This is a genomic window from Polaribacter sp. R77954 (assembly GCF_044595335.1).
In the GTDB taxonomy this organism is placed as follows: Bacteria; Bacteroidota; Bacteroidia; order Flavobacteriales; family Flavobacteriaceae; genus Polaribacter.
On record NZ_CP138992.1, the window covers coordinates 3940753 to 3966596 of the forward strand.

Below are 25844 nucleotides of genomic sequence, written 5' to 3' on the forward strand. Positions count from 1 at the left end.
AGCAGAACTCTTTTTTTTAACACTGATAAAAATTATAAATTCAATAAAAATATCTAATATTTGTAACAAATGATAATAGTATGATACATATTATGTGAGTAATATTTCATTTCTTTAAAAAAAATAACGAAATTGCTTATCTAAAATTGTTCAACTAAAAAACTCACATACATGGCAGAAGATTTTGATTTATTAGAAACAAATTCTAGTGAAAAAACAGAAAAAGTAGAAGTAAATTGGGGTAAAGCTGTAGATTCCATGAAATCTAAATTAGCTCAAGAAGATGACCCACAGCAACGTCAAAAGATTTTAAATGCGACTTTAGATGATGTGGTGCATATGGCAGAAAAGGACAGAACTACGCTATTAGATGCTATTAAAGACTTGACAGATTATCAAGACGAGGTGGGTATTATGTTCGAAAAGTTTTCTTCATTAAATGCTAAAGAGCAAAAAGTTATTGATGATGCTCAAAAAGAGTTAGAAAGGGCTAGAATTGAACTAGAAGATGCTCAAAATAAACCAGATAATTGGTGGAATAATCTTTGGGGAAGAAAATCTAAAATCAAAAAAGAAGAACAAGAATTTGCAGAAGCTGAAAAAATAAGAGCTGGTGCTGATACCAAAGCAAAAGCAATGTTTCAAGAGCGAATTGAAAGTGCAGATGTTGAAACCTTGTTAAGTGAGCTTTCTTATAAATCTCAGGCTGCAGTTACGCGTTTAAAAAATAGAGAGGTAGAAATTAAAGAAGTTGAAGAAAAACTGAAAACGGCTATTGTAGAAGCGTCAAAAAATCATACAAAAGCATTAGAGAAAAAGAAAGAGATTGAAGATAAATTAGAGCAGCAATATGCATTATTAAAACAATCTCGCCAAGAGTTAGATGAAATTGCTGATAAACAATCTACAGCGTATTCTGAGGCTATTGGAAAAATGACTTCACTTGAACAAAAAGTAGAAGAGTTGGAGGGCTTAAAAAATGCTTACACAACTTTAGCTGCCAGTAAAGATAGTTTTGTACATAAACATAATTTAACTATTAAAGTGTTAACCTCTTTACGCTCTAATTTACAAACACATAGGGCAAAGTTAAAGTCAGATACAGAAGAAAGATTAAAGTATTATGATGGTTATGTAGTTGCTTTAAAGGCAAGAACAGATCAAGAATTTGCTGCAATTTTAGAGCATTTGGGGGTTAAAACAGACGAACATATTGGTGCAACTTTGGCGTCTATGCATTCTGCAAGTGCACGAGCGCGTCAAGAAATGATGGATAATATACCTGTTCATGAAAAAGTGATGAAAGGTGTCTACAGCACTTATGCTGAAGCCTTACAAGAAATTCGTGAAAAGGATGATGATATTCAGAAAAATTTTGCAGATAGATATGGAATAGATATGAAAGAGATTTTTGAAGATTATTATAAAGCGGATAAAGATGTTTCAAATACAGAAGATATACCTTTAGAAAAACCAAAAACGGCGAGTTCAGATGATGATATGCTTTTTTAATTAAATTTCATGCATAAAAAATATATTTATAATATATAAATATTAATTATATTTGTAAAAAAAATAATCGAATTAATATGGCAACGTTTACATCATCTTTACCAGATCATCTTTTAGATAGATTATCTAGTATTGCAAAAGAATTAAAACTTCCAAAAAATAGGCTTATGGAGAAAGCCTTGGAGTTGTATTTAGAGCAATTAGAAAAGGCCAGTTATATAAAATCGTACCAACAAGCAGCCTCAGATAAAGATATTTTAATTGTTGCAGAAGAAGGTTTACAAGATTATTTTAATCAAGTAAATGCTATTGAAAAGTAATGAAACAAGGTGAAATTTGGGAATTATATTTAAATCCGACAAAAGGCAGTGAACAAAGTGGACGACGACCAGCTGTAATACTAAGTGGTAATTTATTAAATACGTATTTACAGGTGGTTATTGTTTGTCCGTTAACAACAAGTATTAAAAATTATAAGGGAAATCTTATTATAAAACCTAATGAAATAAATGGTTTAGAGCAGGTTTCTGAAGTGTTAACTTTTCACGTACGTTCTGTTTCTAAAACTAGATTAGATAAAAAAATTGGAAAAATTCCATTAAAAGATATAGAGGTTATTAAAAAGACCTTGAATGATATTCTTAAATTTTAACAATGATTCCAACTCCTCTAGATTCTGCCATACTAAATTCAAAAGAACAATATGTTTTCTATCATAAAATGGTAGATTTTGTTTTGAAAGAATTAATTGTGAGCATTCAACAAGAAGAATTATGCACCCAACAAGAGTTGATTTTCTTTAAACAGTATTCAGATTTGTTGTTGTATTCTATTGATGCAATGCGTATTAAATATATGTATGATGAAGAGGATAATATGAAAATCGATTTAACAGATTCTGGATTTCCTAATTATTTAGAGTTTCGTTTTTTGTACAACGATTTAGAATTGCGTGAAAATTATGTGGATAAGTTAGTGGATACAGATACGTTAAAATCTCAGTTTTTAGATACACTTTTACGTAAAAAACAACCAATCAAAAATCGAGATTTGTTTAAAGCGTCATCAATTATATATTATACTTCTGTTGATAAAAACTTGATATTTAATCGATTTGTACAAGGCAAAATATTAGAAGGTCCAGAAAATGCCAATTATCAATATATGACAAGTTGGAGTTTTTATGACGTAAGTCACAACAGACCTTTTGTGTGTTTTATGTATTTTGATTATGATAAAAAAGATGCAATTAATGATAAGGAAAAGATTTATCAAACTTTAAAAGAAAGTGCAGATAGAGAAATGCCTTTAGATACAATGGCGTATACTATTGATAGAAAATTAGAAGATATTCAGCCGAAACATATCAAAAGAATTGATTTAGGACCACTGCATAATGTATTTGCAAAAGACGAAAATGAAATTACGCACACCATTTTAAAGGGAATTGCTCAAAAAACAGTGACGTTAGAATCTTATGCTTTATCATTAAAAATTGATGATGTTTTTTCTGGAGATACATTTACAGAAGGCGGTTTTTTTACAAAACAAACGATGCAAAAATGGAGCGAAGTAAGTAAGAAACAATACCTTTTTGCACCTCATAGAATTATTCAATTAATATATAATCAAAATCCTAGAGCACTTGATGGTCTTGAAAAAGAACCGATTTTGATGAGTAATATTCAGTAGGCAGTTTTTCAGTATTCAGTTTGCAGTAATCAGGTTGATGATAAAATAGTTAGGATACAAAAAAAGCTTTGAAAAATGAGTTTTAAGTCATTATTAGCATATAAAAAGGATTTAGTTTGGTGATGGAAATTTTTCAAATAACGAAAACATTTCCTAAAGAAGAATTATTTAGTTTGACATCTCAAATAATTGGTTCTAGTAGATCAGTCTGCTCTAATATTTCAGAAGGTTATCGAAAACGTCAATATGAAAAACATTTTAGAAGTAAAATTTCTGATGCAGATAGTGAAAATTCAGAAACTCAATTATGGTTAGATTTTGCCTACGCTTGTAATTATATTTCAGAAGAAAAAAGAAATGACTTTCAAAATAAAAGTGAAGAAGTTGGAAAATCACTCAATTATATGATGAATAATCCAGATAAATTTAGGTAAGATAGTTGGCAAGTATTCAGTAAATCAGTTTGCAGTCAATAAATAAATCTAAAGAAAAATAGTTAATAGAAATTAAGAAATAAAGTTTAAAAAATAAAGAGGTGAGGAAGTAGAGTCAGAAGATGACTGCAAACTGCCAACTGAAAAACTGACAACTGAAATGAACCATAACTCAACTTTTCCAATTAAACAAAATGAATTAGATGTACTTCGTGATGAAGCTACAGATTACATAAAATCTGTTCAATGGGAACAAGGAAATAAAGCAAAAAGCAGAGAAAAAGACGCAAAAGACGATTCCATTTTACTCTATTTATCAAGAGCAAATACTGGAAGTAACGTTGAGGTAACCTCAGTTTCTAAAACGATTTTGGCTTTAAAAAAACGCTTATTACCAGATTCTATTGCCATTCCTGTACATTTAAATCAAACCTTATTTGCAGTGCAAGAAGGCATCACTTTAGGTATTTGGATCAAAGATTCTTATTATGATGCGTCAGGTTTATCAGCTTTAAACGAGCGTAAATCTGTATTAGATTCATCCCAAAAAAGAGAATTCGAAAGCAAATTACAAACAGCAACAGCCTTTCAGTTATTTGCAACTTCGTATAAAATTTTACACGATTTAAAATCTTTTGCAAGCGATGATTTATCTGTGATGAAACAAAAATTTGCCGGTATTCCAGAAGTATCCTTTTTATCACCTTTAAAAGGAATTGCGTGTACGTTATTTTATTTTGATAAATATTTAGGACATCCAGAAATTATAAAATCAGATAAAGATGTTGTCGATTTTACAGTAGTGTATTTTGAAGCGTTAATTGATGAAATTCAGCTTCGAAAAAGTAGTTTAGAATACGCAGAAACCATTGTAGATAGAACTTATAAATTAGAAAATTCTGATTTCTCGGTTTCAGGTTGGGAAAATGTTTTTGCAGGAACTGCCAAAAGCGTAGAGTTTAATAAAATTCAGTTTGAACAAATTGTTGGTAACAAAGATGCCAAACATTTTGCACGTAGATTAACAGAAAGAATGCTGAGTTATGATTTTGAAGCTCAAAAAAATCCGTTTCAAGAATTAGGTGGTTTTATGCCGGTTTTTATGGGATATGGAATTCCAGGAACAGGAAAATCGATGTTAATTGCAGCAATAGCCACTCGTTTAAAAGAACATTGTGATCATTTAGATATTCCGTTTTTATTTCATCCAATGCCAGATACATTAATTTCTACTTTTCAAGGAGGATCTGCAGAAAAAATGGTGGAATGGATGAAGCCAATGCAAGACCCAACAAAAATTATTTTTGCACCCATTGATGATGCAGAAAATAATTTACAAGAAAGAACAGCACAAGGAGTTTCTGCAGGAGTTAAAGAAGTAATTGGTGTTTTCTTACGTTATACAGAAGGCGCTTATGCAGTAAATTATGGAAATTCTTCAGTGGGTTTGTTTACAAACTTGCCAGAAATGCTAGATAAAGCTGTGCTTTCTAGAATTCAAGGTAGATTTAAAATTGATGGCGCTAGAACCATAAATGATTTTGTAGATCAAGATTATATTTGGTGGAAAAAGTTTGAAAATACAATGCCAGATTTTGTGAATATGCAAAATCCACAAAATTATGATTACTTGAAAGACCAAGGTTTAACAAAAAGTATGGGAGAAATTCTAAGCACAGTAGAAAAACCATCAGAACGCAGCGTATTAGAAGCTTATGCAAAAGCTGAGCATCAACATAAAACAAATACACATTTATTTTTTGCGAGTTTGTATAAAGAAATCCAACAGATATTTCCATTCTTTTCATCAAGAGATGTACGTAACATTCAATCTGCCATTTCTTTACGATTAACAGATTTTGATTTGGAAAAAGATTGGTTTGAAAATCCTGAAACCTACTTCAAAAAAAATTATGAAACGAAATTCAATATGTTGCAAGAGTTGATGAAAGCCAATATGAAAGGATTGGATTTTTCTGAAATTAGAAGACAAGAAGTGGTTCGTTATTTAGATAATGTAGCCACAATAGCTGATACCGATTTTAAACGTAAAGTAGATGCTAGAGTAAATCAATTACATATTGATGTAGAAGCGAGAAAAAAAATTAAAAATGGAAATTAAAGAGAAAATAAACAACGTAACTTCTAAAGTGATTTCAAATATTTGGGCAAAATTAGAACAAATTAGCTTCGATTTTACCTTTAAAAACGGAAAAACAGAACGTTTAACACACGAAGTTTATGGAAGAAATGACGGAGTTGCAGTTTTGCTATACAATCCATTAACCAAAAAAGTAATCTTATCCAAACAGTTTAGAATTCCGATGTATGTAGCAAATGTTAAAAATGGATTTTCTATTGAAGTGGTTGGTGGTGCAATTGATGCAAACGAATCTCCAGAAACCACAGTAATTCGTGAAACAAAAGAAGAAGTGGGTTATAGTATTGATAATCCACAGAAAGTAACAACCGTATTTTTATCTCCAGGTTTAATGTGGGAGCAAGTACATTTATATGTTTCAGAGTATTCAAATGAGGATAAAATTGAAAAAGGTGAAGGTTTAATTGAAGAAGGTGAAGAAATTGAAGTTTTAGAAACTTCTTTTGAAGATGCCTTACAAATGATAGAAAACGAAGAAATTGTGGATGCAAGGACGATACTACTCTTGCAATATCTGCGGATAAATGAATTAATAGATTAACAAAACCTCACAGGTTTTAAAAACCTGTGAGGTCTGAAACAGAATAAGAAAGGATTTAGGATAGGAAAATGAACAAACTAAAAAAAGCAAACTTATACAGAAGCGAACTAATTCCCATTAGCGGTAAATTAGTAGAACGTTATAACAGATGTTTGGTAAAATTAGGGTTTACTGAAACCAAACTGACTTCTTTCTCTATTGATGGAATAGGTTGGAGTCCAGAAATTGCAGAAGAAAAAAACGAAGTATTTTACTTAAATAATGGCGAAGCAAATCCGCACGCAATAATAATTACACCTTTGCAAAAAGGGCTGCCAATTTACAATCCTTTCCATTCTTTTGATGCAGAATTGATGAAATTAGTATTCAGAACACATCAAAAGAAAATTCAAGATATTACTAGAGATTCAGCTATTTGTGTTGATTTTGATCAAAATATCGATGTGTTTTATGAACCTTTAGATGTATTGAAATACAAAGAAGTTTCTATTAATTTTCATTTAATTGACAACTTAAATAAAGCAAGACAAGAACAGTTAAAACTGATTGAAATCTTTAAAAAAGACAACAATTTTATAGATGAAAATATTCATCAACAATTATTAACATCAGCAAAAAAATATGGCGATTTAAGAAATAGGAATATTACTTTAGATTCTATTATTTATACTTCAGATTCCTTTTATACCAAAGCTTTTGGCGGAATTTACTTATTAAGAAATTTTATAACACCTATTTTAGTTTTCGAAAGTTGGGAAGCCTATCAAGAAGCAATTGATGACACTACTTATGATGTGTTGATGTTTCATATTTTACAACCAGAATTAATCACACAATTAAAAGATCACTTTATTATTGAATGTGATTTGGTTAAAGAAGTAACCTCAAAAAGATACGAACGCGTTAAGAAATTTATTTTTGGAGAAGCTTTAAAAGAAACCCAACATTCAGTAAATGATATTTTAGAAGATAAAATGTTATTTAAAAGTTATTTGAATAAACTCGACATCAAAAATCGAAAAAAGATAATGAGTGTAGAGCGTTATTTGGAGAAAAAAAATATTAAAAGTGATATTAAAATCAAAGACATTGTAGATCAAGAATTTTATTTTGCTTTGCACAAACCACACTCTTCTTTAAGACCAAATCATCAAGATTTAATTTGGAAATTATTGATTAACATTGCTCCAAAAGACGTTTTATTTTGGTATTGGTATGATAAAGAGGACTTTTACGAGAACTTTAAAACTTGGGAAGAATCTAAAAAAGATTGGGTAATTGAAACGATTAAAAATAATTTTTAGAAAAATTACTGAATTGTAAAGAACATTCCATATTTTTAAAACAAAAATTAGCAGATTGAAATTAGTCAAACAAAAAACACTCTATTTTTCAGAAGGTAAATCAGACAAAGTTTACGAAGTTGATATTTGCGAAAATCAAGATTTATTTCTCGTAAATTTTAGATATGGTAGGAGAGGAGCTAATCTGCGTGAAGGCACAAAAACAGTTTTTCCTGTGGCTTATGAAGAGGCCTTAAAAATCTTTAATAAACTTGTTGAGAGTAAAGAGAAAAAAGGTTATTCTGAAAATTTAGAAATAGAAAAAAAAACTACACCAAAAGTTCATATAAATACAGTTCGAGAAAAAACCATTCTAAAGTATTTAGAACAAGCCGTAAAAAATACGTATACCAGAAACTGGAAAGTTTCAAGAATTATTTTAAGAGCAGGCAATTTAAAAATGATGCAGGCTTCAGGGTTAATCGCAGAATTTATAGATTCCAAAGAGCAATTCGAGCAATATAATGCCATTACAGTTTTGGCTTCTTTTGGTATTACAGAATACAAAAATAAAATTTTAGAAGTTTTTAAAGAATCGAAATTTAGCACCATAGGAGGCAGAGCAGCTTGTGCTTATCTTTTACAATTTGGAGATGATTCAGATAAAAAAGTCATTCAAAAAGAAGTTTCTATTTTTATTAATGATGATAAAATTAAACTCTTACCGATTAAATTTTTAAATGCTAAAGCAAGCGATGTATTATTATTGTACTATGCTTATATTTTCTCATTTGAGGATGAAGATTTACGAAGTAAAATTTACAAACTGATTGAAAGGCTTCCTTTTAAGGCGAATACCTTTAAATCTATCAGATATATTTTTAGAACTACACAAATTACAGAGGATGTTCAATTTTTCACCTTGCTATCCAAACGATTCGCATTAAATAAATCAGGTTTTAATTCCAACTATTTTTATGATGAAAAAGGAAACTGGATTACTGCAGAAAAAGAGCTAAAGAAACCAAATCCATCTATTGCATTCTCTAACAAAACCAAATCGTATTTTAATCATACTATTTATAAAAAAATGTATGATCTAAGTCAAGATGATGTTGAAAATTACATCAAATATGCAACACAAATGCTAATTGGGTTAAATGATAAAGAAGATGATGTAAAAGAAGAAATTCAGCATAATTACGATTACGATTGGGAAGCACAAACCTATAATAATGAGCAAAGATGTTTTCCAAAATATGCAAACTATCCTGCATTAATGTATGTTTTATACGGAGCTTCAACACGATTTGTACAACAAAAAAACCAATGGTACTATGTGGTTACAGATACAGCAGTGAATCAAAGAGAAGAGGTTTTAGCCAATATTTGGAATCAAAAACCAGATGAAGTTATACAGATTTTAGCAAATACCAAAAGTGATGTTGCTGTTAATTTTTCATTAAAAATTATTGATGAAAATTCGCAGTTTTTAGAGGATTTATCTAGTGAGACGATTCTCAAGTTGGTAAATCATTATCACCCAAAAGTTATCAGTTTAATTGTTGAGGTTTTAAAAACAAAATACACAGATACAGAACCAGAAGAAAATATTGTAATCGGACTTTTAAATTCTGGAAATGAAAAAGCTTTGGAACTAGCTTTTTATTGGTTGGTAAAGTACGGAAGCACTTATTTTAGCAGTAAAAAATTTGTAATCAGTTTATTATTAACAAATCAAATTGAAGTAATTTCATTTTTAAGTCAGTTGTATAAAGATGAAATTATTTACAATCATAAAATAGATATTCAAGAAATTGCTGTTTTATTCAAGAAAAAAACGCATTTTACTAGAGAATTTTTAATAGCGGTAGCAAATTTAATTGGAAACACTAAGTTTGGAGAATTACTAAATGGCACATCAGCAAATAAAATTACGAAGATATCCAATTCAACTTTGGTAACTAATAAGTTGTTTGCTATCAACTTAGCAAAACACAATTCAACGCCTGCCTATCAAATATTTAAAGATTCTTTTGATGAATATATCAATGCAGATGATGAGTTGCTAAGAAAAGCGGGAATTGAAATTTTATCACATTTTCCAGATCAATTTTTGCTCGAAAACAAAGAAGAAATTGTTGGGTTCTGTTTTTCTGAATATAAAGAAGTTCGAGAAGCCATTCAGCCAACTATAGATAGATTAGTAAAACTAGATGCCAAATTCAAACAAAGTTTATTAAATAAGTTATTGTTTGTGTTGACAGAAGCTGAAACTTATGAAGGGCTGCACGAAAATAGTTATCAACTATTAACAGTATCTTTTAAAGATAGCTTAACTACTTTATCAGAAGAACAGATTTTTAGTTTTGTGTTATCTAAATATGAATTTGCTCAAAATTTAGGAACTCCCTTGTTTGAAAAAAGAGTGAATTTAGCTACAATTCCAGTTACAAAATTGGTAAAGTTAGCAAACAGTGCTGTGTTTTCAATTCGTGAAAAAGTAAAACAGTATTTTTATAAAAATGATATTAAAATCAATTACGAATTACAAGAAGCATTGTTTATTTTTAATGCAGAATGGCAAGATGTAATTGATTGGGCGCTTGTTTATTTTGATGAAAAGATTCAGCCAGAAAAATGGACATCAGATGTATTATTATACCTTTGTGATAATGTAAAACCAGAAGTACAAGCGTTTGGTATGAAAATGATTACCAAGCATTTTTCTAACGAAAAAGGACAGTATTTATTAGAAAAATTACAAGAACATCCTACCAAAGCAATACAGTTTTTTGTAACCAATTATTTGAATGGTTTTGCAAAAGATAATCCTAAAGTAATTTTACAATTAGAAGCTTATTTTAAAACAAGTTTATTCAATATCAATGCAAATAGAGCTACAAAAACTAGAATTTACACATTTTTAGAGCAAGAATCTGTAAAAAATGAAGCTGTTGCAAAAATGACTATAAATATTATCAGTTCAATTTTAGACACCAAAACAATTATAGACAGGAGTAAAAACATCGATATTTTACTAGAAATTGCCAGTAATTTTCCAGATTTAGAAATTCCATTATCAATTAAAACGACAGCAGATGAAGTTTAATTATAAATATAATGGAAACAGCAGTGTAAAAAACACATCATCTGTAACAGGAGTAAATTTTGCACCAGATGTTTTGCGAGAACCCACTTATTTTGTGGGCAATTTAGATAAAAAAATTCCATTCAGAGAAGCCATTTCTGCTTTGCATCATGTGGTTACTGCCGATTTTAATTTCCAACCCAAAGACAATACAGAGTATTTAGCTTGGTTAAAAAGCCAAGAAGATATTTGGGTTGCAGATGCTCAAGCAAAAATTCCTGCAATTCAGCATCAAATTAAAAATTTACGACAAAAATTAGTTGCAGTTCGCGCTCAAAGGGCAGAAATTACAGCGCCTTATTACAAAGCACAAAGAAAATATTTCAATTATCTTTTAAAAAGAGATTATACAGCTTGGTTGGTTTTAGACCCGGTAATTACAGTACATCCAGATCAAGTTTTCTTTGAATGTTTTAGTAAAGATGAATCCGTTTACGGAAAATTATCTTGTGGTTATGAGGTTTTTAATCAGGTTGATGAATTTAAATGCGGTACTACAAATATTGATTATTCGAAGAAATTATACGACGAGTTTCAAAAAATAAGAACGTATAAAAACACAGAATTTAAAATTGACCCCAAAGGTTTTGATGTAAAAACGACAGGAGAAGAAACGTACAGAGAAGTAAAAATTGATTTACCCGATAGTTGGGTTCGTGGATTTTTACAGGTTTCTACAGCAATGACAAGCGATAAAGTCGCTTTTGATTTACATCCTATAGATATTGCAAATTTTATATCCGTTTTAAAACGAAACAAAGAAAAAACAGGGCCAAGAGCCATCAAATATATTTTGAAACCAGGCAAACCCATTATAGCAGTTTTTGAACCTTGGAATATAGAAGTAGAATGTTTACAATCTATTTATCAGGGAAATGAATCAAAAGAAATTAGAGTTTGGGGACGAAGAAGAATTGCTTTATTAGAACGTTTATTACCCATAACGAACAAATTTACAGTTCATTTATTAGGTTCTGGAATGCCATCCTTTTACATTGCTCATTTAACTAATGAAATGTATTTTACATTAGGTTTATCTGGTTGGACAGCCAATGATTGGGCGCAATCAACGCAATTAGATTTGTTGATGCCAAGAACAAAAATACCTGCAAATACAATGCAAAGCGTGTATTTAGAATTACGAAAAGATTGGTTGAATACAGCAACCAAAATCGCCCAAAATTTAAAGTTAGATGTACAAACTGTAAATCAATCTTTGGTTACGTTTACGCAAGCTGGAAAAGTAATTTACGATTTAAAAAATAATGTATACAGAATTCGAGAATTAAAAAGAGAAGGGATTGATATTGAAGCGTTGCGTTTTTCTAGTGAAACTGATAAAGAAGCTTATAAATTGATGGAAAATGGAGCAATTTCAAAGCTAGAGGCACATACCTCAAAAGGCAATGTAGCCATTGCTGCATTGGTAAGCAATAGGTATAATACAAGTGTAAAAATTGATGGTGATTTAAAAATTGTGGATGGAAAATGCACTTGTAGTGACTATTATAAAAATAAAATGACAAAAGGACCTTGTGCGCATATTTTAGCCACAAGATTGGCTTTTGATAAAAATTAATTAATATATTTAAAACTTGGTAACAATAAGATAAAAACCTTGCATTTTGATTGGTGGATCGCCAATCTTGTAAATAGACAACGAACGCGTCACTGACTCGAACTTAACTTGTGAAATAGGTATACCATCACCATTTCCGGTTAAACTTCTACGAAGTGAAATAGTGATGGTATACCTATTTCACTGGAGTTGTTCAATTCAGTCATTAGAGAGTACGAAGGGAAAAAAATTACATCTTATTGTTGCCTTTTTTGTTTTATGAGTAATTCAGCAGAGAGAAGACAAGAAATTTACGATAAAATTAAAGAATCGTCTAGACAAGAATACATACTTTCAGAAATGAGACGTTTGGGTTTTTGGACAGATGAAAATGTCGATTTTAATAAAGTAAATACTTTTTTTAAAGAAGAAGGTGAACTCTCTAAAGAACTCAATGAACTGCTAAAAAAAGAAAAAAATATAGCAGATATAGACGCTTTTATTGCGAATAAACACAAAGAACGCAAACGTTTATCTAAAGAAAAACAAAAAGAAACTAAAGAAAAAAGAGCTTTACTTAAAAAAGAAAAAGCAGATAAATGGCGATTAAAAAAGGAACAAGAAATTGTTTATTTAGGTGACGGGTTTTCGCATCAATTAAATGATATAGCTACAGATGTTAATCGTTTAAAGACTTTAAATCTGCCTGTTTTACAAACTGCAAAAGACGTGGCTGATGCAATGAAAATTGCGTTAAGTGAATTGCGTTTTCTAACATTTTCTCGTAAAAATTCTAAAATAAGTCACTACAAACGTTTTAAAGTAGCCAAAAAATCAGGCGGTTTCAGATTGATTTCTGCACCAATGCCGAGATTAAAAAAGGCACAACATTTTATTTTAGAAGAAATATTAAATAAATTAGAAACCCATCCAAAAGCAAATGGTTGCGTAATCGGAAAATCGATTTTATCTAATGCAGAACCACACGTAAACAAGGCTGTGGTCATCAATCAAGATTTAAAAAACTTTTTCCCGACAATTACCTATAATCGAATTAAAGGTGTTTTTAAATCATTGGGGTATTCAGAGCAAGTGGCTGTAATTTTTGCATTGATTTGTTCAGAACCCAAAATTTTAGATATTTCGTTATTAGGCGAAAATTACTTCGCTCAAAGAGGTAATCGATTTTTACCTCAAGGAGCTCCTTGTAGTCCAGCAATTACCAATATTTTATGTAGAACTTTAGATTTTCGTTTAGATGGAATTGCTAAAAAATACGGATTCAATTACACACGTTATGTAGATGATATTACATTTTCTGGTGATAAGGAGCAGCTAAAAAACATCTCAGCAATCTTAAAATATTCTAGAAAAATTGTAAAAGATGAAAATTTTGTATTGCATCCTGAGAAGTTACGCATCATGAAACCTCATCAAAGACAAGAAGTTACAGGCGTAATTGTAAATGAAAAACCCAATGTAAACAAGAAATCCTTAAAACGTTTCCGAGCATTATTATATCAAATAGAAAAAGATGGTATACAAGGTAAATCTTGGAATGGAGGTAACAATGTATTGGCTGAAATTGATGGCTATGCCAATTTTATATATCAAATTGATAAAATAAAAGGAGCTGTGTATAAAGAGCGTGTTGCTAAAATTTTAGGAACTTTTAATTATAAAGAAACACATAGAGAAAAATATGTGAAAGACAAAGTTGCCAGTTCTAATAATCTACAATCGGTAATAAAAAATTTCTTTAAAAGTGTATTTTCTGTTTTTAAAAAATAAGCTCATTTTCGTGTAACAAAAGCTATAAAAGGATACTAATTAGTTGTAGTGAAGTTGGAAGTTGGAAGTTTGAAGTTTGAAGTTTGGAGTGGGAAGTTTGACGTTGGAAGTGAAAATTGTATATTTATAAAGAGAAAGAAGATAATGAGTTTTAAATTCGAGAATTTAATCATTTGGCAAAAATCAATGGATTTAGGAGAAGAAATGAATTTGTTAGCCATAAGTTTTCCAAAGGATGAAGTTTATAACTTGTCATCACAACTAAAAAGAGCATCAGATTCAATAGCATTAAATATTTCAGAAGGCTCAATTTTACAATCGAATGCAGAGTATAGAAAGTTTTTAGGGTATTCAATTCGTTCATTAGCAGAAGTTGTAACTTGCTTGCATAAAGTAATTAGAAGAAAATATTTGTCAAAGATAGATTTTGAAAAACATTATAAAGACTGTTACAATTTAATGAATATGACAATTGCATACAGAAATAAAATTAAAAAATAATTGGTTTGAAATAGGAAGTAAGAAGTTTGAAGGCAGAAAAAGTCTGATAAGAAACTTCAAACTTCTTACTCCAAACTTCAAACAAAAAGATATGAGTAAGCAACTTCCCACTTCAAACTTCCCACTCCAAACTTATCAACAATGACACTAGAACTCATCATTTTCATATCATCCATTTTATTAGGCGCAGTTATTTTCTGGAGAGAATCGCAAGGCAATAAAGTGTATCGTTTTTTTAATAAATTAATGAACTCTAAAGAATTGCAAATGGCAGAAACAGATACAAAAGGCTTTGTGTATCAACAATCATTTTTGTTACGATTGGTTTTTATTACTGCATTTTTTTTAATTGGTATTCTTGTAACGCGTTTTTTAATTCCTATTGATTTGGCAACTATTTCATTATTTGCATCTATGATTTTCGGGACTTTAATAGGAACGTATGTGGCTGGATTCGTTTTTAAATCCTCAGAAGTGATAGAAGAACAATCTGAATCTTTAGAAGATAAATTTCAAGATGTTATTGAAAAAGGAAAAGATTTTATTGAAGATCTGCAGACCAAAGATGCTAAAGAAATAGAAGAAGTTAAAGTTGAAAAAGAAGCGCCAAAAGAAAATCAAAAAAGCGCAAGAGAACGTTTGAAAGATAAAGGATTTTTGAAGTAAAAAGGAGTTGGAAGATTGAAGAAGGAGGAAGGAAGAAAGAAGTCAAAAAATTGAAGTTGGAAGTATGAAGAATTAGTTTTATGACCAAATGATAAATTTCAAACCAAAAAAACACAAAAAAAATGAGTAAGAGTGAGAAACTTCAATCTTCAAACTCCCAACTTTAAACTAAATACAAAGTAAGAGTGAGAAACTTCAAACTTCCCACTCCTAACCCCAAACAAATAAATTATGATTACATCATACTGGAATAAAGGAATAAAACAAAAAAGAAACCTAATCATTTTAGGAGTCATTCTAGTTGGTTTACTCTTCTTTTTAAGAGACGATTATCAACCTGCATTATTATTTTTCAGAAAATTTATTTTCATCATTTTATTGTGTTTTTCAGTGTTGTTTTTTGGCTTACGAAAATTTAGAAAATTAGCAAGCACAGGCAAACGAATTGGTGTTCTAGGACTTTTAGCCGTCTTTTTTGGATTGATCTATTACATAGGTTTTCATTCTAAAATGTACAGTTATATGAAAACCTATAATGTTTTTAACGACTTAAATCGCATCGAAATTGTAGAGTTACCACTCACACAAAACGAAAGAATTCAGCCTTTACGTAACATATTTTCAATGGCAAATGAATCTGTAGGAGAGACTAAAGACGTTTCCTTACCACATTTGGTAAGAGTAGATGAGAACAATCAATGGACAATGGCAATTCAGCCCACTGAAAAATACTATTGGCAAGGATTAAAAGACAATACAGAAGAAGTGTTTTCTGTATCAAGTACCACACCTTTTCCAAGGTTTTCATCAGAAAATAGAATTCCAGTCACCTTTTCTATAGGTGAATCTTTAAAATTTAGTAGAAATACCTACAATGCAGTTGTACAGCGTTTAAATCCATGGATGTTGTTCAACTACGAGCCAAGTGACACCTATTATATGAAAAACGACAAAGGTGCTTGGGTACAAGTGGTTAGTTTAATAAAATGGAAAGGATTCTTTTTTCCTTATCCCACTTTTGGTGGAGTAATGGTTGTAGAAAATGGCGAACATTCTTGGTCAGATTATTTCGAAAGAATTGCCTTTGGTAAAGGAACCTTTATTGCTCCAGAAGAAATGAAAAATTACCAATACTTAACCAAGCAAAATACCTTGTCAGAAAAAGTGTCACGTTTGCAAGCAGAAAGTCTAAAGTTTTTAGGAGGTTTTTCTGATCCATTACCTTGGAATATGAAAACCGCTGTTAAGATTCCGCAATTGCCTGACGATCAAAACCAGCAACCTTATGTAACTGATTTCGATTTTTCAGATACCAAAACAGGTGCTTACAGTGGCTTGTATCATTGGTTTGGTTTAGAGCCTGTAGGTTCAGAAAGAACCAGTTTAACCTTCAGCGTTTTTATTCCTGCAGATGGTACAAATGCTGTATATTTTTACGATCATGCTTCTAAAAAAGAAGGTTATGCAGGGGTTTCAGCAATGCCTTTAAAGGTGATTGAATCTCGCAAAGAATACGACTGGTCTGTAAATAAACCAGTGGAATTCAGGCCTTATATTAAAAAAATTGCAGGTAGAAAACGGATGTTTTTTTTAAGTACTATATCTGCAATCAAAAAAGAAAATGCACAGTTTGATGGTGCTGCAACTCCAGATTTGGCTTTAATTGATGCAGAATATAGAGATGTTATTTGGATTGATGCCAAACACCCAAGCAAATGGAATGAAGAAGTATATTTACAACTGAACGAAGCTTGGAGAGCCAGTGAAAATCAAAATATTTATTTTGAGAAAGAAAAAACCATTTTAGAGCAAAACCGACAAATATTAGATTCCATTCAGTTGCTATCCAATCAACAAAAAAAGTTGGAAGAAATAAAACGACTGCAAAAACGTATCGATTCAATTAAAATGAATTAGATTCAAGTTCTAATTGATAAGATAAAACTAGAATTTATTCCACAATAAAATCTTGTTAGATTTGACAAAGAATTTAAACCTCTATTACTTTCTGTTAGGATACCAATTCCACTGAATAACTTCGATGTTTTTGTCTTTTTCGTTTACTATTTCTTTAAACTTTGCAACATTGCTTAAACCTTCTGTACCTCTGTAATGATAAGGATACACTTTGGTTGGTTTAAACGCCAAAACTGCATTAGCAGCGCTTACTACAGTCATAGTATAAGGCAAGTTCATGCAAACAAAAGCTTTATCGATGTTTTTTAAATTTCGCATTTCTGGTATATCTTCAGTATCACCAGAAAAGTAAATGCGTTCATCAGCAATGGTTAAAATATATCCATTTCCTCTTCCTTTACTGTGGAATTTTAAAGCTTCTTCTCTTAAATTATACATGGGTATCGCCTCAACTTTAAAGTTTGTAAAGTTTTTGGTTTCATCATTATTTATGGTGATGATTTCTTTTACTTTTAATGCTGATAAATTATCAGTAACCGCTTTTGGAGCTATAATTGTGGTTGAATCTAAATCTAATTCTTTTAAGGTTTTCATATTCATATGATCTCCATGAATATCTGTAATTAAAATATAGTTTGCTTTTTTAAAATTAGAAAAAGAAGCAGCACCAAGAGTTGGATCTAAATACATAGTTGTATTATCGAATTCAATTACTGCAGTTGCATGACTTATAGGTGTAATTTTAGCAGATAAATCATCTTTAGAAACTTGACTAATAGCATTATTAACTTTTTTTTCTTTATTTTTTGTTTCTGTTTTACATGATGCTAATAGAACAAAAGCCATTAGCAATGGTAGTATGTTTGTTTTCATAAAATTAATGTTAGTTTTCTCAAAGATAAGAATTATGTATACGAAGTATTGTTAACGTTATTTTAAATCCTTTTTCTTAGAATGTTGATTTTTTATAATTTATAGCGAAAACTACTTTTAAAAAACAAAAAAAGCATCATAAATATTTATGATGCTTTTGGATTTTATAGTTTTAAAAAAGGATCAACCAGTATGTTTTAATCCACTAGATAATGCATTAATAATACTTAATAATTTGGTTAATATTTGTTCTTTTTCTGCACTATCTTCCATGGTTCTCCATTTTTTTAGATAGCTAATATGCAGATCATGTAAAATATTTAATTTATCGTTTCTCCAATAAAAATTATCATACTGTCCAATTCTTCTTTGAGATGCAGGTTCATTAAAAAGTTCTTCTATAAGTTGAAACGCATTATCGAAATCGTTCATAATCTTAGTCATAAAAGTATCTTTTTCAGCTGTATCATCATCTAAATCAGCATAAACTTTCATGATATCTCTTTGAGATAAGATTAAATTGGTTTCGGTTTGTATGATTAGAAACTTTAAAAAAGACCAATCATTAATATTTGATTTTAAGTTTTCGAAATCTTCAGGTTTTTCTGTTTTTAATGATTTTAAAGCACTACCTAAACCATACCAACCTGTAAGCGAAATTCGAGAAAGATTCCAGCTAAAAACCCAAGGTATTGCTCTTAAATCGTCTAAAGATCTTGTACCTGTTCTTCTAGAAGGTCTAGAACCAATTTTACTTTTTTCTAAAACATCAATACAGGTAGCTTTACCGTAAAAATTAATAAATCCAGGAGTTTCAATAAAATCTCTATAATGTTCGAAAGATTTTTGAGAAAGATACTCAATCACATCAAAAGGATATTGTTTATCTTTTGCTTGGTATTTGCTTAAAATTGTTTGTTTAGCCACACCAGATGCCAAAGCATTTAAATTATAAGTAGCAGTAACAGGATTACCAAATAATTGAGAAATTGTTTCTCCTTGAACAGTAATTTTAATAGTGCCATTAACTGTGTTTGCAGGCATACTTTCTAAAAAACGGTGGTATTTTCCTCCACCTCTACTGATAGTACCTCCAGCACCATGAAAGAAATACGCTTTAAAATTGTTTTTAGCAGCTGTTTTTGCAAGTTCAGTTTCAGCTTTATACAAATTCCATTTGCTTGAAATTGTTCCACCATCTTTATTACTATCACTGTAACCCAACATTACTTCTTGTTCGTAATTAATTTTTGTGGCTCTTTCTTGTGATACAGGATGTTGTAAATATTCTTCTAGTATTGCAGGTCCATTGTGTAAATCTTCGATAGTTTCAAAAAGAGGCACTACTTTTATAGGCGTGTTTAGTAGTTGTGTTTCTTTCATTAATAAATAGACAACTAATAAATCACTCAAGCTACGTGTCATACTAATAATAAACGACCCAATACCTTCAGAACCATATAAATTAATGTGATTTCTAACCACTCTATAGCAATCTAAAACATTGTCTGCTTCTTTACCATACGAAACAGAAATATCAGTTATTTGAGAGTTGTTTGCCAAACATTGGCTTAAATAAGCAACTCTTTTTTCTTCGCTCCAATTTTCGAAATCGTAATCTTTTTCTCCATTAGATTTTAATATTTGAGATATAGCTCTGTCATGGAATGCACTATTTTGTCTAATGTCTAATTTTGCTAAATGAAAACCAAAACAATCCACAGCTCTTTGTAATGAAAAAAGTAAGCTTTCTGCCAAACCTTTCATTCCGTTTTCAACGAGAACATCTCTAAAGAAATTTAAATCATCTTGTAAATCTTTGCTAGATTTATAATAGCTGTTAGAATCTGCTACTTTATTAGAAATTGTATTGTTTAATTTTACAATTAACAAATTAATATATTGTCTCCAAGGTTCATAAGGGTTTCTTTCAACAGCTTTTTTACCTGCAACTCCTAATGCATTTTTCTTTTTATCTATACTTTCTAAAAGTTGGAAAGGAATTGGATTAGTAACTGCAGAAACTGAAAATTTAATAGCAGCCTCTTTTAATTTCTCAAGAATTAAAGCCAATGCTTTTTTTCTGTGAATTTCAAGAGTTTCTTGGGTAATTGTAGGAGTAACAAAAGGATGTCCATCTCTATCTCCACCAACCCAACTACCAAAGTTTATTTTTGGAAAAATATTTGGATTTTTTATTTTAGAAGGATCTAATCCCATTTCTATCCAAGAGTTTTGTAAATGAGCATCACTCTGTTGTAAAAGTTTTGGGAAAATTTTACTGAAATAGTAAATCACATTAGCTCTTTCATCCTGAATTTGAGGTTTCTCTAGATATATTTCTCCAGTTCTCCACCAACGCTCTAAAAGACTAATAATTTCTTCTCTTGTGCTATTTTGTTCTAGTTTACTCATTGCAGTATTTTCTCTTTTTGCTAAGAGTAAATACAATTCTCTATGAATTTCAATAACAGTTACACGTTTTGCTTCTGTTGGATGTGCTGTTAAAACAGGAATTACACGAGTATCTGCAATAGCTTTAATCATTTCGTCTTCAGAGACATTTTGATCTTTCCAAACTTTAAAAGCTTCGCCCCAACTACCTCTTACACCGTAAATTTCTTTTTGGTTTTCACTTTCTCTGCGATATTGTGTTGCCGCATTTTCTTCAACTAAAGTCATTAATTGAAAATAAATGCTTAAAGATTGTACTACTTTATCATCAGATAGCTGCTCTTTGCCAAGAGTAGAGAAAGTATTACTTTTAATGAGTGCTACAACTTCATTTTCCTTAATTCTTAAAAGCATTTCAGTATAACAATCAATAATAAAATTTCTTTTATCTGTAATTTTATGAAACTTGCTATTTGTGTTCATCATTTTATATTAATTTAAATATATAAGTTTTATGTCTATAGTTTCATGGCAAAAATAGTTGTGAATTTTATAGAATTAGATGATTTAAGTCATATAGCTAATTTTTTTTTAAAATTTAGTTTACCTTCGTTTTTTTTAAAATCAAGCTTAAAATGAGTAGAACAATTAAAGACTATATTGTTGTAGGTTTAAAGGGTATGGCCATGGGTGCTGCAGATGTTGTGCCTGGTGTGTCTGGAGGTACAATTGCTTTTATATCTGGTATTTATGAAGAGTTATTGGGCTCTATTAGCAATGTAAAAATAGGTTTGTTTAAAACCCTAAAAAGTGAAGGAATTAAAGCAGCTTGGAAAGAGTTGAATGGAAATTTTTTATTAGCACTATTTGTGGGGATTTTTATAAGTATTGTGTCTTTAGCAAAAGCAATAAAATATTTACTTGAAAATGAACCGATATTATTGTGGTCTTTCTTTTTTGGTTTGGTATTGGCTAGTATAATTTACATTGCCAAGCAAATTACAAAATGGAATTTTATTTCGGTTTTAGCTTTAATTATTGGTGCATTTTTAGCTTACTATATCACTACTTTAAATCCTTTAGTTTCTGAAAATTCATCATCTTTATATATCTTTTTTGCTGGTGCTATAGCAATTTGTGCAATGATTTTACCCGGTATTTCTGGTTCATTTATTTTAGTTTTATTGGGTGCTTATAAGCCTGTTTTAGATGCTGTAAACGATCGTGATTTTAAAACAATTTTAGTATTTATGGTTGGGGCTGTAGTGGGTTTGTTGTCTTTTTCTAAAATATTAAAATGGCTTTTTGCTAATTATAAAAATTATACGTTAGCAGCTTTAACTGGTTTTATTATTGGGTCTTTAAATAAAATTTGGCCTTGGAAAGAAACGTTAACATGGCGTACAAATTCTCATGGAGATCAAGTCCCTTTTAACCAACAAAGCATTTCACCTTTGTCTTTTGATGGTGATGCTCAACTAACTTTTGCTATTATTTTGGCAGTTATTGGTTTTTCTTTAATTTTATTGATGGAAAGATTAGCAGTAAAAAAGCAATAAATGCAGCAAGAAAGAACTTTTGCACAAAAAATAATGTTGTTTATTAAGGGCTTAGCAATGGGTGCAGCCAATAAAGTACCAGGAGTTTCAGGTGGTACAGTTTCTTTTGTTTTAGGCTTTTATGAAGAGATGATTTATTCGTTTCAAAAAATAAACCTTACTGCTTTTAAATTTTTGTTTACAGGTAAATTCAAAAGCTTTTTTAAATATGTAAATGCCCAATTTATGTTGCTTGTAATGGGGGGTAGCATATTTAGTTATTTTAGTGTTTCGCTAATATTAGATTATTTTTTAGAGCATTTTGAACTTTATGTATGGAGTTGGTTTTTTGGGATGATCATAGGTTCTGTTATTTATATTGGTAAAAGGTTTGAAAATTGGAATAAGAAGAATTTTATATACATAATTTTTGGAGTTAGTTTAGGGTTAGGCATTAGCTTTTTAACACCAGCTAAAGAAAACGATAACCTTTGGTTTGTTTTTCTTTGTGGTATAATTGGGGTTTCTGGGATGACACTACCAGGGCTTTCAGGCTCGTTTATTTTAATTTTGTTGGGTAATTATGTTTTACTTTTGGTTGACTCAGTTAACGTTTTATTTAATATTATAACGAATGTTTTAACAGGTAATTTTCAAGTTTTTTCTGATCCAGTTAAAATGAAATATCTAAAAATAATCTCTGTTTTTACAGCAGGTTCCACTTTTGGTTTGGTGTCTATTTCTCATGTTTTAGGGTATGTTTTAAAACGTTGGCGTAATATTGTAAATGCCATTATTATTGGTTTTATAACAGGCTCTCTAGGCATTGTTTGGCCTTGGAAAAAAAAGGTGTATGTTACAGATGGCGATTCTTTTTTATTAGATATTGATGGTCATAAAATTATAAAAAATTATGAACGCTTTGTGCCAGATGCACTGACTATTGAAACAGTGGTTGCAGTGCTTTTTATTTTTATGGGAATTGGTTTAATTTTAGGTATAGATTATTATGAGAGAAAAAGAGAAAAATAAATTATTTGGTTTGTTAGGTAAAAATATTGCATATTCTTTTTCTAGAGGATATTTTTCAGAAAAATTTAAAGAACTTGGGCTAGAAAATTATAATTATATCAATTTTGATTTGAATAAAATTGAAGATTTTCCTTCTGTTATTAAAAAAAGTGAGCATTTAAAGGGAATGAATGTAACCATACCTTACAAAGAAGATGTTATTCCTTTTTTAAATGAGTTAGACAAAACTGCAGAAGAAATAGGAGCCGTAAATACCATAAAATTCTCAAAGAATGGTAATCTTAAAGGGTATAATACAGATGTATTTGGTTTTGAAAACTCTATTCGCCCTTTATTACAAAAACAGCACAAAAACGCTTTAATTTTAGGTACAGGTGGTGCATCAAAAGCCATTGCTTATGCGTTAAAAAAGAATGATATAGAATTTAAGTTTGTTTCTAGAAACCCTAAAGGCAATAAAGAAATTTCTTATGATAGTTTAACAAAAGAAAAAATTCAAAAATATACAATTATCATTAATGCAACTCCTTTAGGTACATCACCAGATATAGAAAAGTGCCCAAACATCCCTTATCAACACATTACAACTAAACATATACTCTACGATTTAATCTATAACCCAGCACGAACTACTTTTTTATCTAAAGGAAAAGAAATGGGGGCAACTGTTAAAAATGGTTTAGAAATGTTACAACTTCAAGCAGAAGAATCTTGGAGAGTTTGGAAAGATTAGTCAATTATCAATTTTACTTATAAATTTATCTTGCAATTCCTATAAGTAGTCACTATTTTTGATGAGAATATAGTATAATACTATATAATGACCTTTTAAACATAGTAATTATGTTGGATAAACAAGAGAAAAACGTTGAAAAATCAGAAGCAACTTCATCCGAAGAAATAACAAATCCGTTAAGTACTGCAGCTGAAACACCTAAAGAAGAAGTTGATGAAAATACAGAAGCAGTAAACGAAATCGAGAATTCGGTTGCTGAAAATTCTGAGAAAAACGATTCTAATGAAGATCAAACTACTGTTGTAGACTATTCTAAATTTACTTTAGAAGAGATGGTTGCTGCTTTGCAGAAAACACTAAAAACAAACCCAGTACAAGCTATTAAATCTCAGGTAGAGGCTATTAAAAGCGCTTTTAATCAAAAGTTTGGTGCATTATTGGCAGAAAAAAAAGCGGCATTTTTAGCTGATGGAGGAAACTCTATCGATTTTCAATTTTCTAGTCCTATAAAGTTAGAATACAACAGTTTATTAGGTGATTATAAAAAGAAAAGAGATGCTTACTACAAAAGTTTAGAAAAAGAACTAAATCAAAATTTAGAAAAACGTGTTCAAGTAATTGAAAGTTTAAAAGATTTGATTGAAGAGGCTGACTCTAAGACCATGTATAAAAATTTTAAAGAGCTTCAAGATACCTGGAAAACAATTGGGCCTGTTCCAAAATCATATTATAATGATACCTGGAAAATATATCATCATCATGTAGAGCGTTTTTACGATTTACTGCATTTAAGTAACGATTTTAGAGATTTAGATTTTAAGTATAATCTAGAAGAGAAACTTAAAATTATAGCAAAAGCAGAAGCACTAACAAACGAGGCAGATATAAATTATGCATCTAAAGAATTACAAGAATTACACAGGGCTTGGAAAGAAGATATAGGGCCAGTTGCTAAAGAAATGCGCGAAGAAATTTGGCACAAATTTAGTGTAGCAACTAAAAACATTCATGATAAGAGACATGAGTATTTTAAACAGATGCGCTCTAAACACCAAGAAATTATAGATAAAAAAGTTGCAGTAGTAGCTTTAATTAATGCCTATGATACTTCTAACAATAAAACGCATAACGATTGGCAGAAAAGCATTAACGATATAGAAAAATTAAGAAAACAGTATTTTGATGCTGGTAAATTGCCATACGCTAAGAGTGAAGAAGTTTGGCAGAAATTTAAGGCTGCTACCAAAAAGTTTAATAGTGCTAAAAACACTTTTTATAAAAACGAAAAAAGTGGTCAACAAGAAAATTTAAATAAAAAACTGGCTTTAATAGCACTTGCAGAATCTTTAAAAGATAGTGATGATTGGGAAATGGCAACAAATGCCATGAAAAAAGTTCAGTCAGATTGGAAAAAAATAGGGCATGTACCTAGAAAATTTTCTGATGAAGTTTGGACACAATTTAAAGCTGCTTGTAATCATTATTTTGATCGCTATCACCAACAAAAAAATGCTGCAAGTAAAGAAGATTTACTAACTGTAGCTGCTAAAAAGCAATTTTTAGAAGATTTAAAAGAAACAACAAGCTCTACAAAAGAAACAATTTTAAAAGCAATAAGCGATTGGCGAGCATTAGGGAGGTTACCAAGAAATGCACGTCATTTAGAGGGTAAGTTTAACAAACAAATAGATAAAATGTTAAGCAATTTATCTTTAGATAAAACTGAAGTTGCTATGTTAAAATTTACCAACGTTGTTGATGGTTATGTTGCTGATAACGATGTTAGAAAACTAGATTCAGAACAGCTTTTTGTAAGAAAAAAGATAGATGAAATTGTTAGAGAAATTCAACAATTAGAAAATAATTTAGGTTTTTTCTCTAATGCAAAAGACGATAATCCTTTAGTGGTTAATGTAAAAAATAGAGTTAATGAATTTAAAGATGATTTAGCAATCTGGAAACAAAAATTAGGTTATTTGAAAAAGTTAGATTATTAAAAATAACTTTATAGGCACAAAAAAACTCGAAGTTAATTACTTCGAGTTTTTTTATTGAAATAGGTAT

At 30.0% G+C, this 25844-nt stretch carries 20 protein-coding genes; 18 read left to right on the forward strand and 2 right to left on the reverse strand.

Going from position 1 to position 25844, the window contains the following annotated elements; all coding sequences use genetic code 11:
* Window positions 1–171: 171 nt before the first annotated feature.
* The 14 genes from SJY27_RS17025 (at window position 172) to SJY27_RS17090 (ending at window position 17207) form a co-directional block, all read left to right on the forward strand.
* Window positions 172–1512: a microtubule-binding protein gene (locus tag SJY27_RS17025; RefSeq protein WP_397446069.1), complete on the forward strand. Its 1341-nt coding sequence runs from the start codon at window positions 172–174 to the stop codon at window positions 1510–1512.
* A gap of 77 nt (window positions 1513–1589) precedes the next feature.
* A complete protein-coding gene (locus SJY27_RS17030) occupies window positions 1590–1832 on the forward strand; it encodes a CopG family ribbon-helix-helix protein (RefSeq protein ID WP_397446070.1) in 243 nt (80 codons plus the stop codon).
* Window positions 1832–2164: a type II toxin-antitoxin system PemK/MazF family toxin gene (locus SJY27_RS17035; protein WP_397446071.1), complete on the forward strand. Its 333-nt coding sequence runs from the start codon at window positions 1832–1834 to the stop codon at window positions 2162–2164. The genes SJY27_RS17030 and SJY27_RS17035 overlap by 1 nt, the downstream gene beginning before the upstream one ends.
* Before the next feature lie 2 nt (window positions 2165–2166).
* A complete protein-coding gene (locus SJY27_RS17040; protein WP_397446072.1) occupies window positions 2167–3204 on the forward strand; it encodes a hypothetical protein in 1038 nt (345 codons plus the stop codon).
* Between the two features lie 122 nt (window positions 3205–3326).
* Complete coding sequence (locus SJY27_RS17045; protein ID WP_397446073.1) at window positions 3327–3638, forward strand: four helix bundle protein; 312 nt, start codon at window positions 3327–3329, stop codon at window positions 3636–3638.
* 160 nt (window positions 3639–3798) lie between these two features.
* Window positions 3799–5760, forward strand: coding sequence for an AAA family ATPase (locus tag SJY27_RS17050; protein ID WP_397446074.1), 1962 nt, complete (start codon window positions 3799–3801; stop codon window positions 5758–5760).
* Window positions 5750–6340 carry an NUDIX domain-containing protein gene (locus tag SJY27_RS17055; protein ID WP_397446075.1) on the forward strand — a complete coding sequence of 197 codons (591 nt, stop codon included), beginning with the start codon at window positions 5750–5752 and terminating at the stop codon, window positions 6338–6340. Before SJY27_RS17050 ends, SJY27_RS17055 begins: the two co-directional genes overlap by 11 nt.
* 68 nt (window positions 6341–6408) lie before the next feature.
* A complete protein-coding gene (locus SJY27_RS17060; protein ID WP_397446076.1) occupies window positions 6409–7644 on the forward strand; it encodes a DUF6638 family protein in 1236 nt (411 codons plus the stop codon).
* Window positions 7645–7699: 55 nt separating this feature from the next.
* On the forward strand, window positions 7700–10735 hold the full coding sequence (locus SJY27_RS17065) for a WGR domain-containing protein (RefSeq protein WP_397446077.1): 3036 nt from the start codon (window positions 7700–7702) through the stop codon (window positions 10733–10735).
* Window positions 10725–12353 (forward strand): SWIM zinc finger family protein, encoded by a 1629-nt coding sequence (locus SJY27_RS17070; RefSeq protein ID WP_397446078.1) that lies wholly within the window; start codon window positions 10725–10727, stop codon window positions 12351–12353. Before SJY27_RS17065 ends, SJY27_RS17070 begins: the two co-directional genes overlap by 11 nt.
* 258 nt (window positions 12354–12611) lie before the next feature.
* The gene (locus SJY27_RS17075; protein ID WP_397446079.1) at window positions 12612–14123 is read left to right on the forward strand and encodes a reverse transcriptase family protein; all 1512 of its coding nucleotides are present in this window, start codon (window positions 12612–12614) and stop codon (window positions 14121–14123) included.
* Window positions 14124–14267: 144 nt separating this feature from the next.
* On the forward strand, window positions 14268–14624 hold the full coding sequence (locus SJY27_RS17080; protein ID WP_397446080.1) for a four helix bundle protein: 357 nt from the start codon (window positions 14268–14270) through the stop codon (window positions 14622–14624).
* A gap of 141 nt (window positions 14625–14765) precedes the next feature.
* A complete protein-coding gene (locus tag SJY27_RS17085; RefSeq protein WP_397446081.1) occupies window positions 14766–15290 on the forward strand; it encodes a hypothetical protein in 525 nt (174 codons plus the stop codon).
* Window positions 15291–15521: 231 nt separating this feature from the next.
* The gene (locus SJY27_RS17090) at window positions 15522–17207 is read left to right on the forward strand and encodes a hypothetical protein (RefSeq protein ID WP_397446082.1); all 1686 of its coding nucleotides are present in this window, start codon (window positions 15522–15524) and stop codon (window positions 17205–17207) included.
* A gap of 84 nt (window positions 17208–17291) precedes the next feature.
* Here the strand turns inward: SJY27_RS17090 and SJY27_RS17095 are convergent, their stop codons facing one another.
* Together SJY27_RS17095 and SJY27_RS17100 are read right to left on the reverse strand one after the other, a co-directional pair.
* Window positions 17292–18080 (reverse strand): MBL fold metallo-hydrolase, encoded by a 789-nt coding sequence (locus SJY27_RS17095; RefSeq protein WP_397446083.1) that lies wholly within the window; start codon window positions 18078–18080, stop codon window positions 17292–17294.
* 183 nt (window positions 18081–18263) lie between these two features.
* Window positions 18264–20960 (reverse strand): phosphoenolpyruvate carboxylase, encoded by a 2697-nt coding sequence (locus SJY27_RS17100; protein WP_397446084.1) that lies wholly within the window; start codon window positions 20958–20960, stop codon window positions 18264–18266.
* A gap of 149 nt (window positions 20961–21109) precedes the next feature.
* Between SJY27_RS17100 and SJY27_RS17105 the strand changes: the two genes are divergently transcribed.
* The 4 genes from SJY27_RS17105 (at window position 21110) to SJY27_RS17120 (ending at window position 25777) form a co-directional block, all read left to right on the forward strand.
* On the forward strand, window positions 21110–22033 hold the full coding sequence (locus SJY27_RS17105) for a DUF368 domain-containing protein (RefSeq protein WP_397446085.1): 924 nt from the start codon (window positions 21110–21112) through the stop codon (window positions 22031–22033).
* A complete protein-coding gene (locus SJY27_RS17110; RefSeq protein WP_397446086.1) occupies window positions 22034–23044 on the forward strand; it encodes a DUF368 domain-containing protein in 1011 nt (336 codons plus the stop codon).
* Entirely contained in the window at window positions 23022–23777 is a 756-nt protein-coding gene (locus SJY27_RS17115) for a shikimate dehydrogenase family protein (protein ID WP_397446087.1), read from the forward strand. Before SJY27_RS17110 ends, SJY27_RS17115 begins: the two co-directional genes overlap by 23 nt.
* A gap of 110 nt (window positions 23778–23887) precedes the next feature.
* Window positions 23888–25777: a DUF349 domain-containing protein gene (locus SJY27_RS17120; protein ID WP_397446088.1), complete on the forward strand. Its 1890-nt coding sequence runs from the start codon at window positions 23888–23890 to the stop codon at window positions 25775–25777.
* Window positions 25778–25844: the final 67 nt, after the last annotated feature.

Excerpts from the sequence above, each read along its gene's own strand:
- SJY27_RS17025 (WP_397446069.1), top strand. The coding sequence starts at position 172 with ATGGCAGAAGATTTTGATTTATTAGAAACAAATTCTAGTGAAAAAACA.
- SJY27_RS17030 (WP_397446070.1), top strand. The coding sequence starts at position 1,590 with ATGGCAACGTTTACATCATCTTTACCAGATCATCTTTTAGATAGATTA.
- SJY27_RS17035 (WP_397446071.1), top strand. The coding sequence starts at position 1,832 with ATGAAACAAGGTGAAATTTGGGAATTATATTTAAATCCGACAAAAGGC.
- SJY27_RS17040 (WP_397446072.1), top strand. The coding sequence starts at position 2,167 with ATGATTCCAACTCCTCTAGATTCTGCCATACTAAATTCAAAAGAACAA.
- SJY27_RS17045 (WP_397446073.1), top strand. The coding sequence starts at position 3,327 with ATGGAAATTTTTCAAATAACGAAAACATTTCCTAAAGAAGAATTATTT.
- SJY27_RS17050 (WP_397446074.1), top strand. The coding sequence starts at position 3,799 with ATGAACCATAACTCAACTTTTCCAATTAAACAAAATGAATTAGATGTA.
- SJY27_RS17055 (WP_397446075.1), top strand. The coding sequence starts at position 5,750 with ATGGAAATTAAAGAGAAAATAAACAACGTAACTTCTAAAGTGATTTCA.
- SJY27_RS17060 (WP_397446076.1), top strand. The coding sequence starts at position 6,409 with ATGAACAAACTAAAAAAAGCAAACTTATACAGAAGCGAACTAATTCCC.
- SJY27_RS17070 (WP_397446078.1), top strand. The coding sequence starts at position 10,725 with ATGAAGTTTAATTATAAATATAATGGAAACAGCAGTGTAAAAAACACA.
- SJY27_RS17075 (WP_397446079.1), top strand. The coding sequence starts at position 12,612 with ATGAGTAATTCAGCAGAGAGAAGACAAGAAATTTACGATAAAATTAAA.
- SJY27_RS17080 (WP_397446080.1), top strand. The coding sequence starts at position 14,268 with ATGAGTTTTAAATTCGAGAATTTAATCATTTGGCAAAAATCAATGGAT.
- SJY27_RS17085 (WP_397446081.1), top strand. The coding sequence starts at position 14,766 with ATGACACTAGAACTCATCATTTTCATATCATCCATTTTATTAGGCGCA.
- SJY27_RS17090 (WP_397446082.1), top strand. The coding sequence starts at position 15,522 with ATGATTACATCATACTGGAATAAAGGAATAAAACAAAAAAGAAACCTA.
- SJY27_RS17095 (WP_397446083.1), bottom strand. The coding sequence starts at position 18,080 with ATGAAAACAAACATACTACCATTGCTAATGGCTTTTGTTCTATTAGCA.
- SJY27_RS17100 (WP_397446084.1), bottom strand. The coding sequence starts at position 20,960 with ATGATGAACACAAATAGCAAGTTTCATAAAATTACAGATAAAAGAAAT.
- SJY27_RS17105 (WP_397446085.1), top strand. The coding sequence starts at position 21,110 with ATGAGTAGAACAATTAAAGACTATATTGTTGTAGGTTTAAAGGGTATG.
- SJY27_RS17110 (WP_397446086.1), top strand. The coding sequence starts at position 22,034 with ATGCAGCAAGAAAGAACTTTTGCACAAAAAATAATGTTGTTTATTAAG.
- SJY27_RS17115 (WP_397446087.1), top strand. The coding sequence starts at position 23,022 with ATGAGAGAAAAAGAGAAAAATAAATTATTTGGTTTGTTAGGTAAAAAT.
- SJY27_RS17120 (WP_397446088.1), top strand. The coding sequence starts at position 23,888 with ATGTTGGATAAACAAGAGAAAAACGTTGAAAAATCAGAAGCAACTTCA.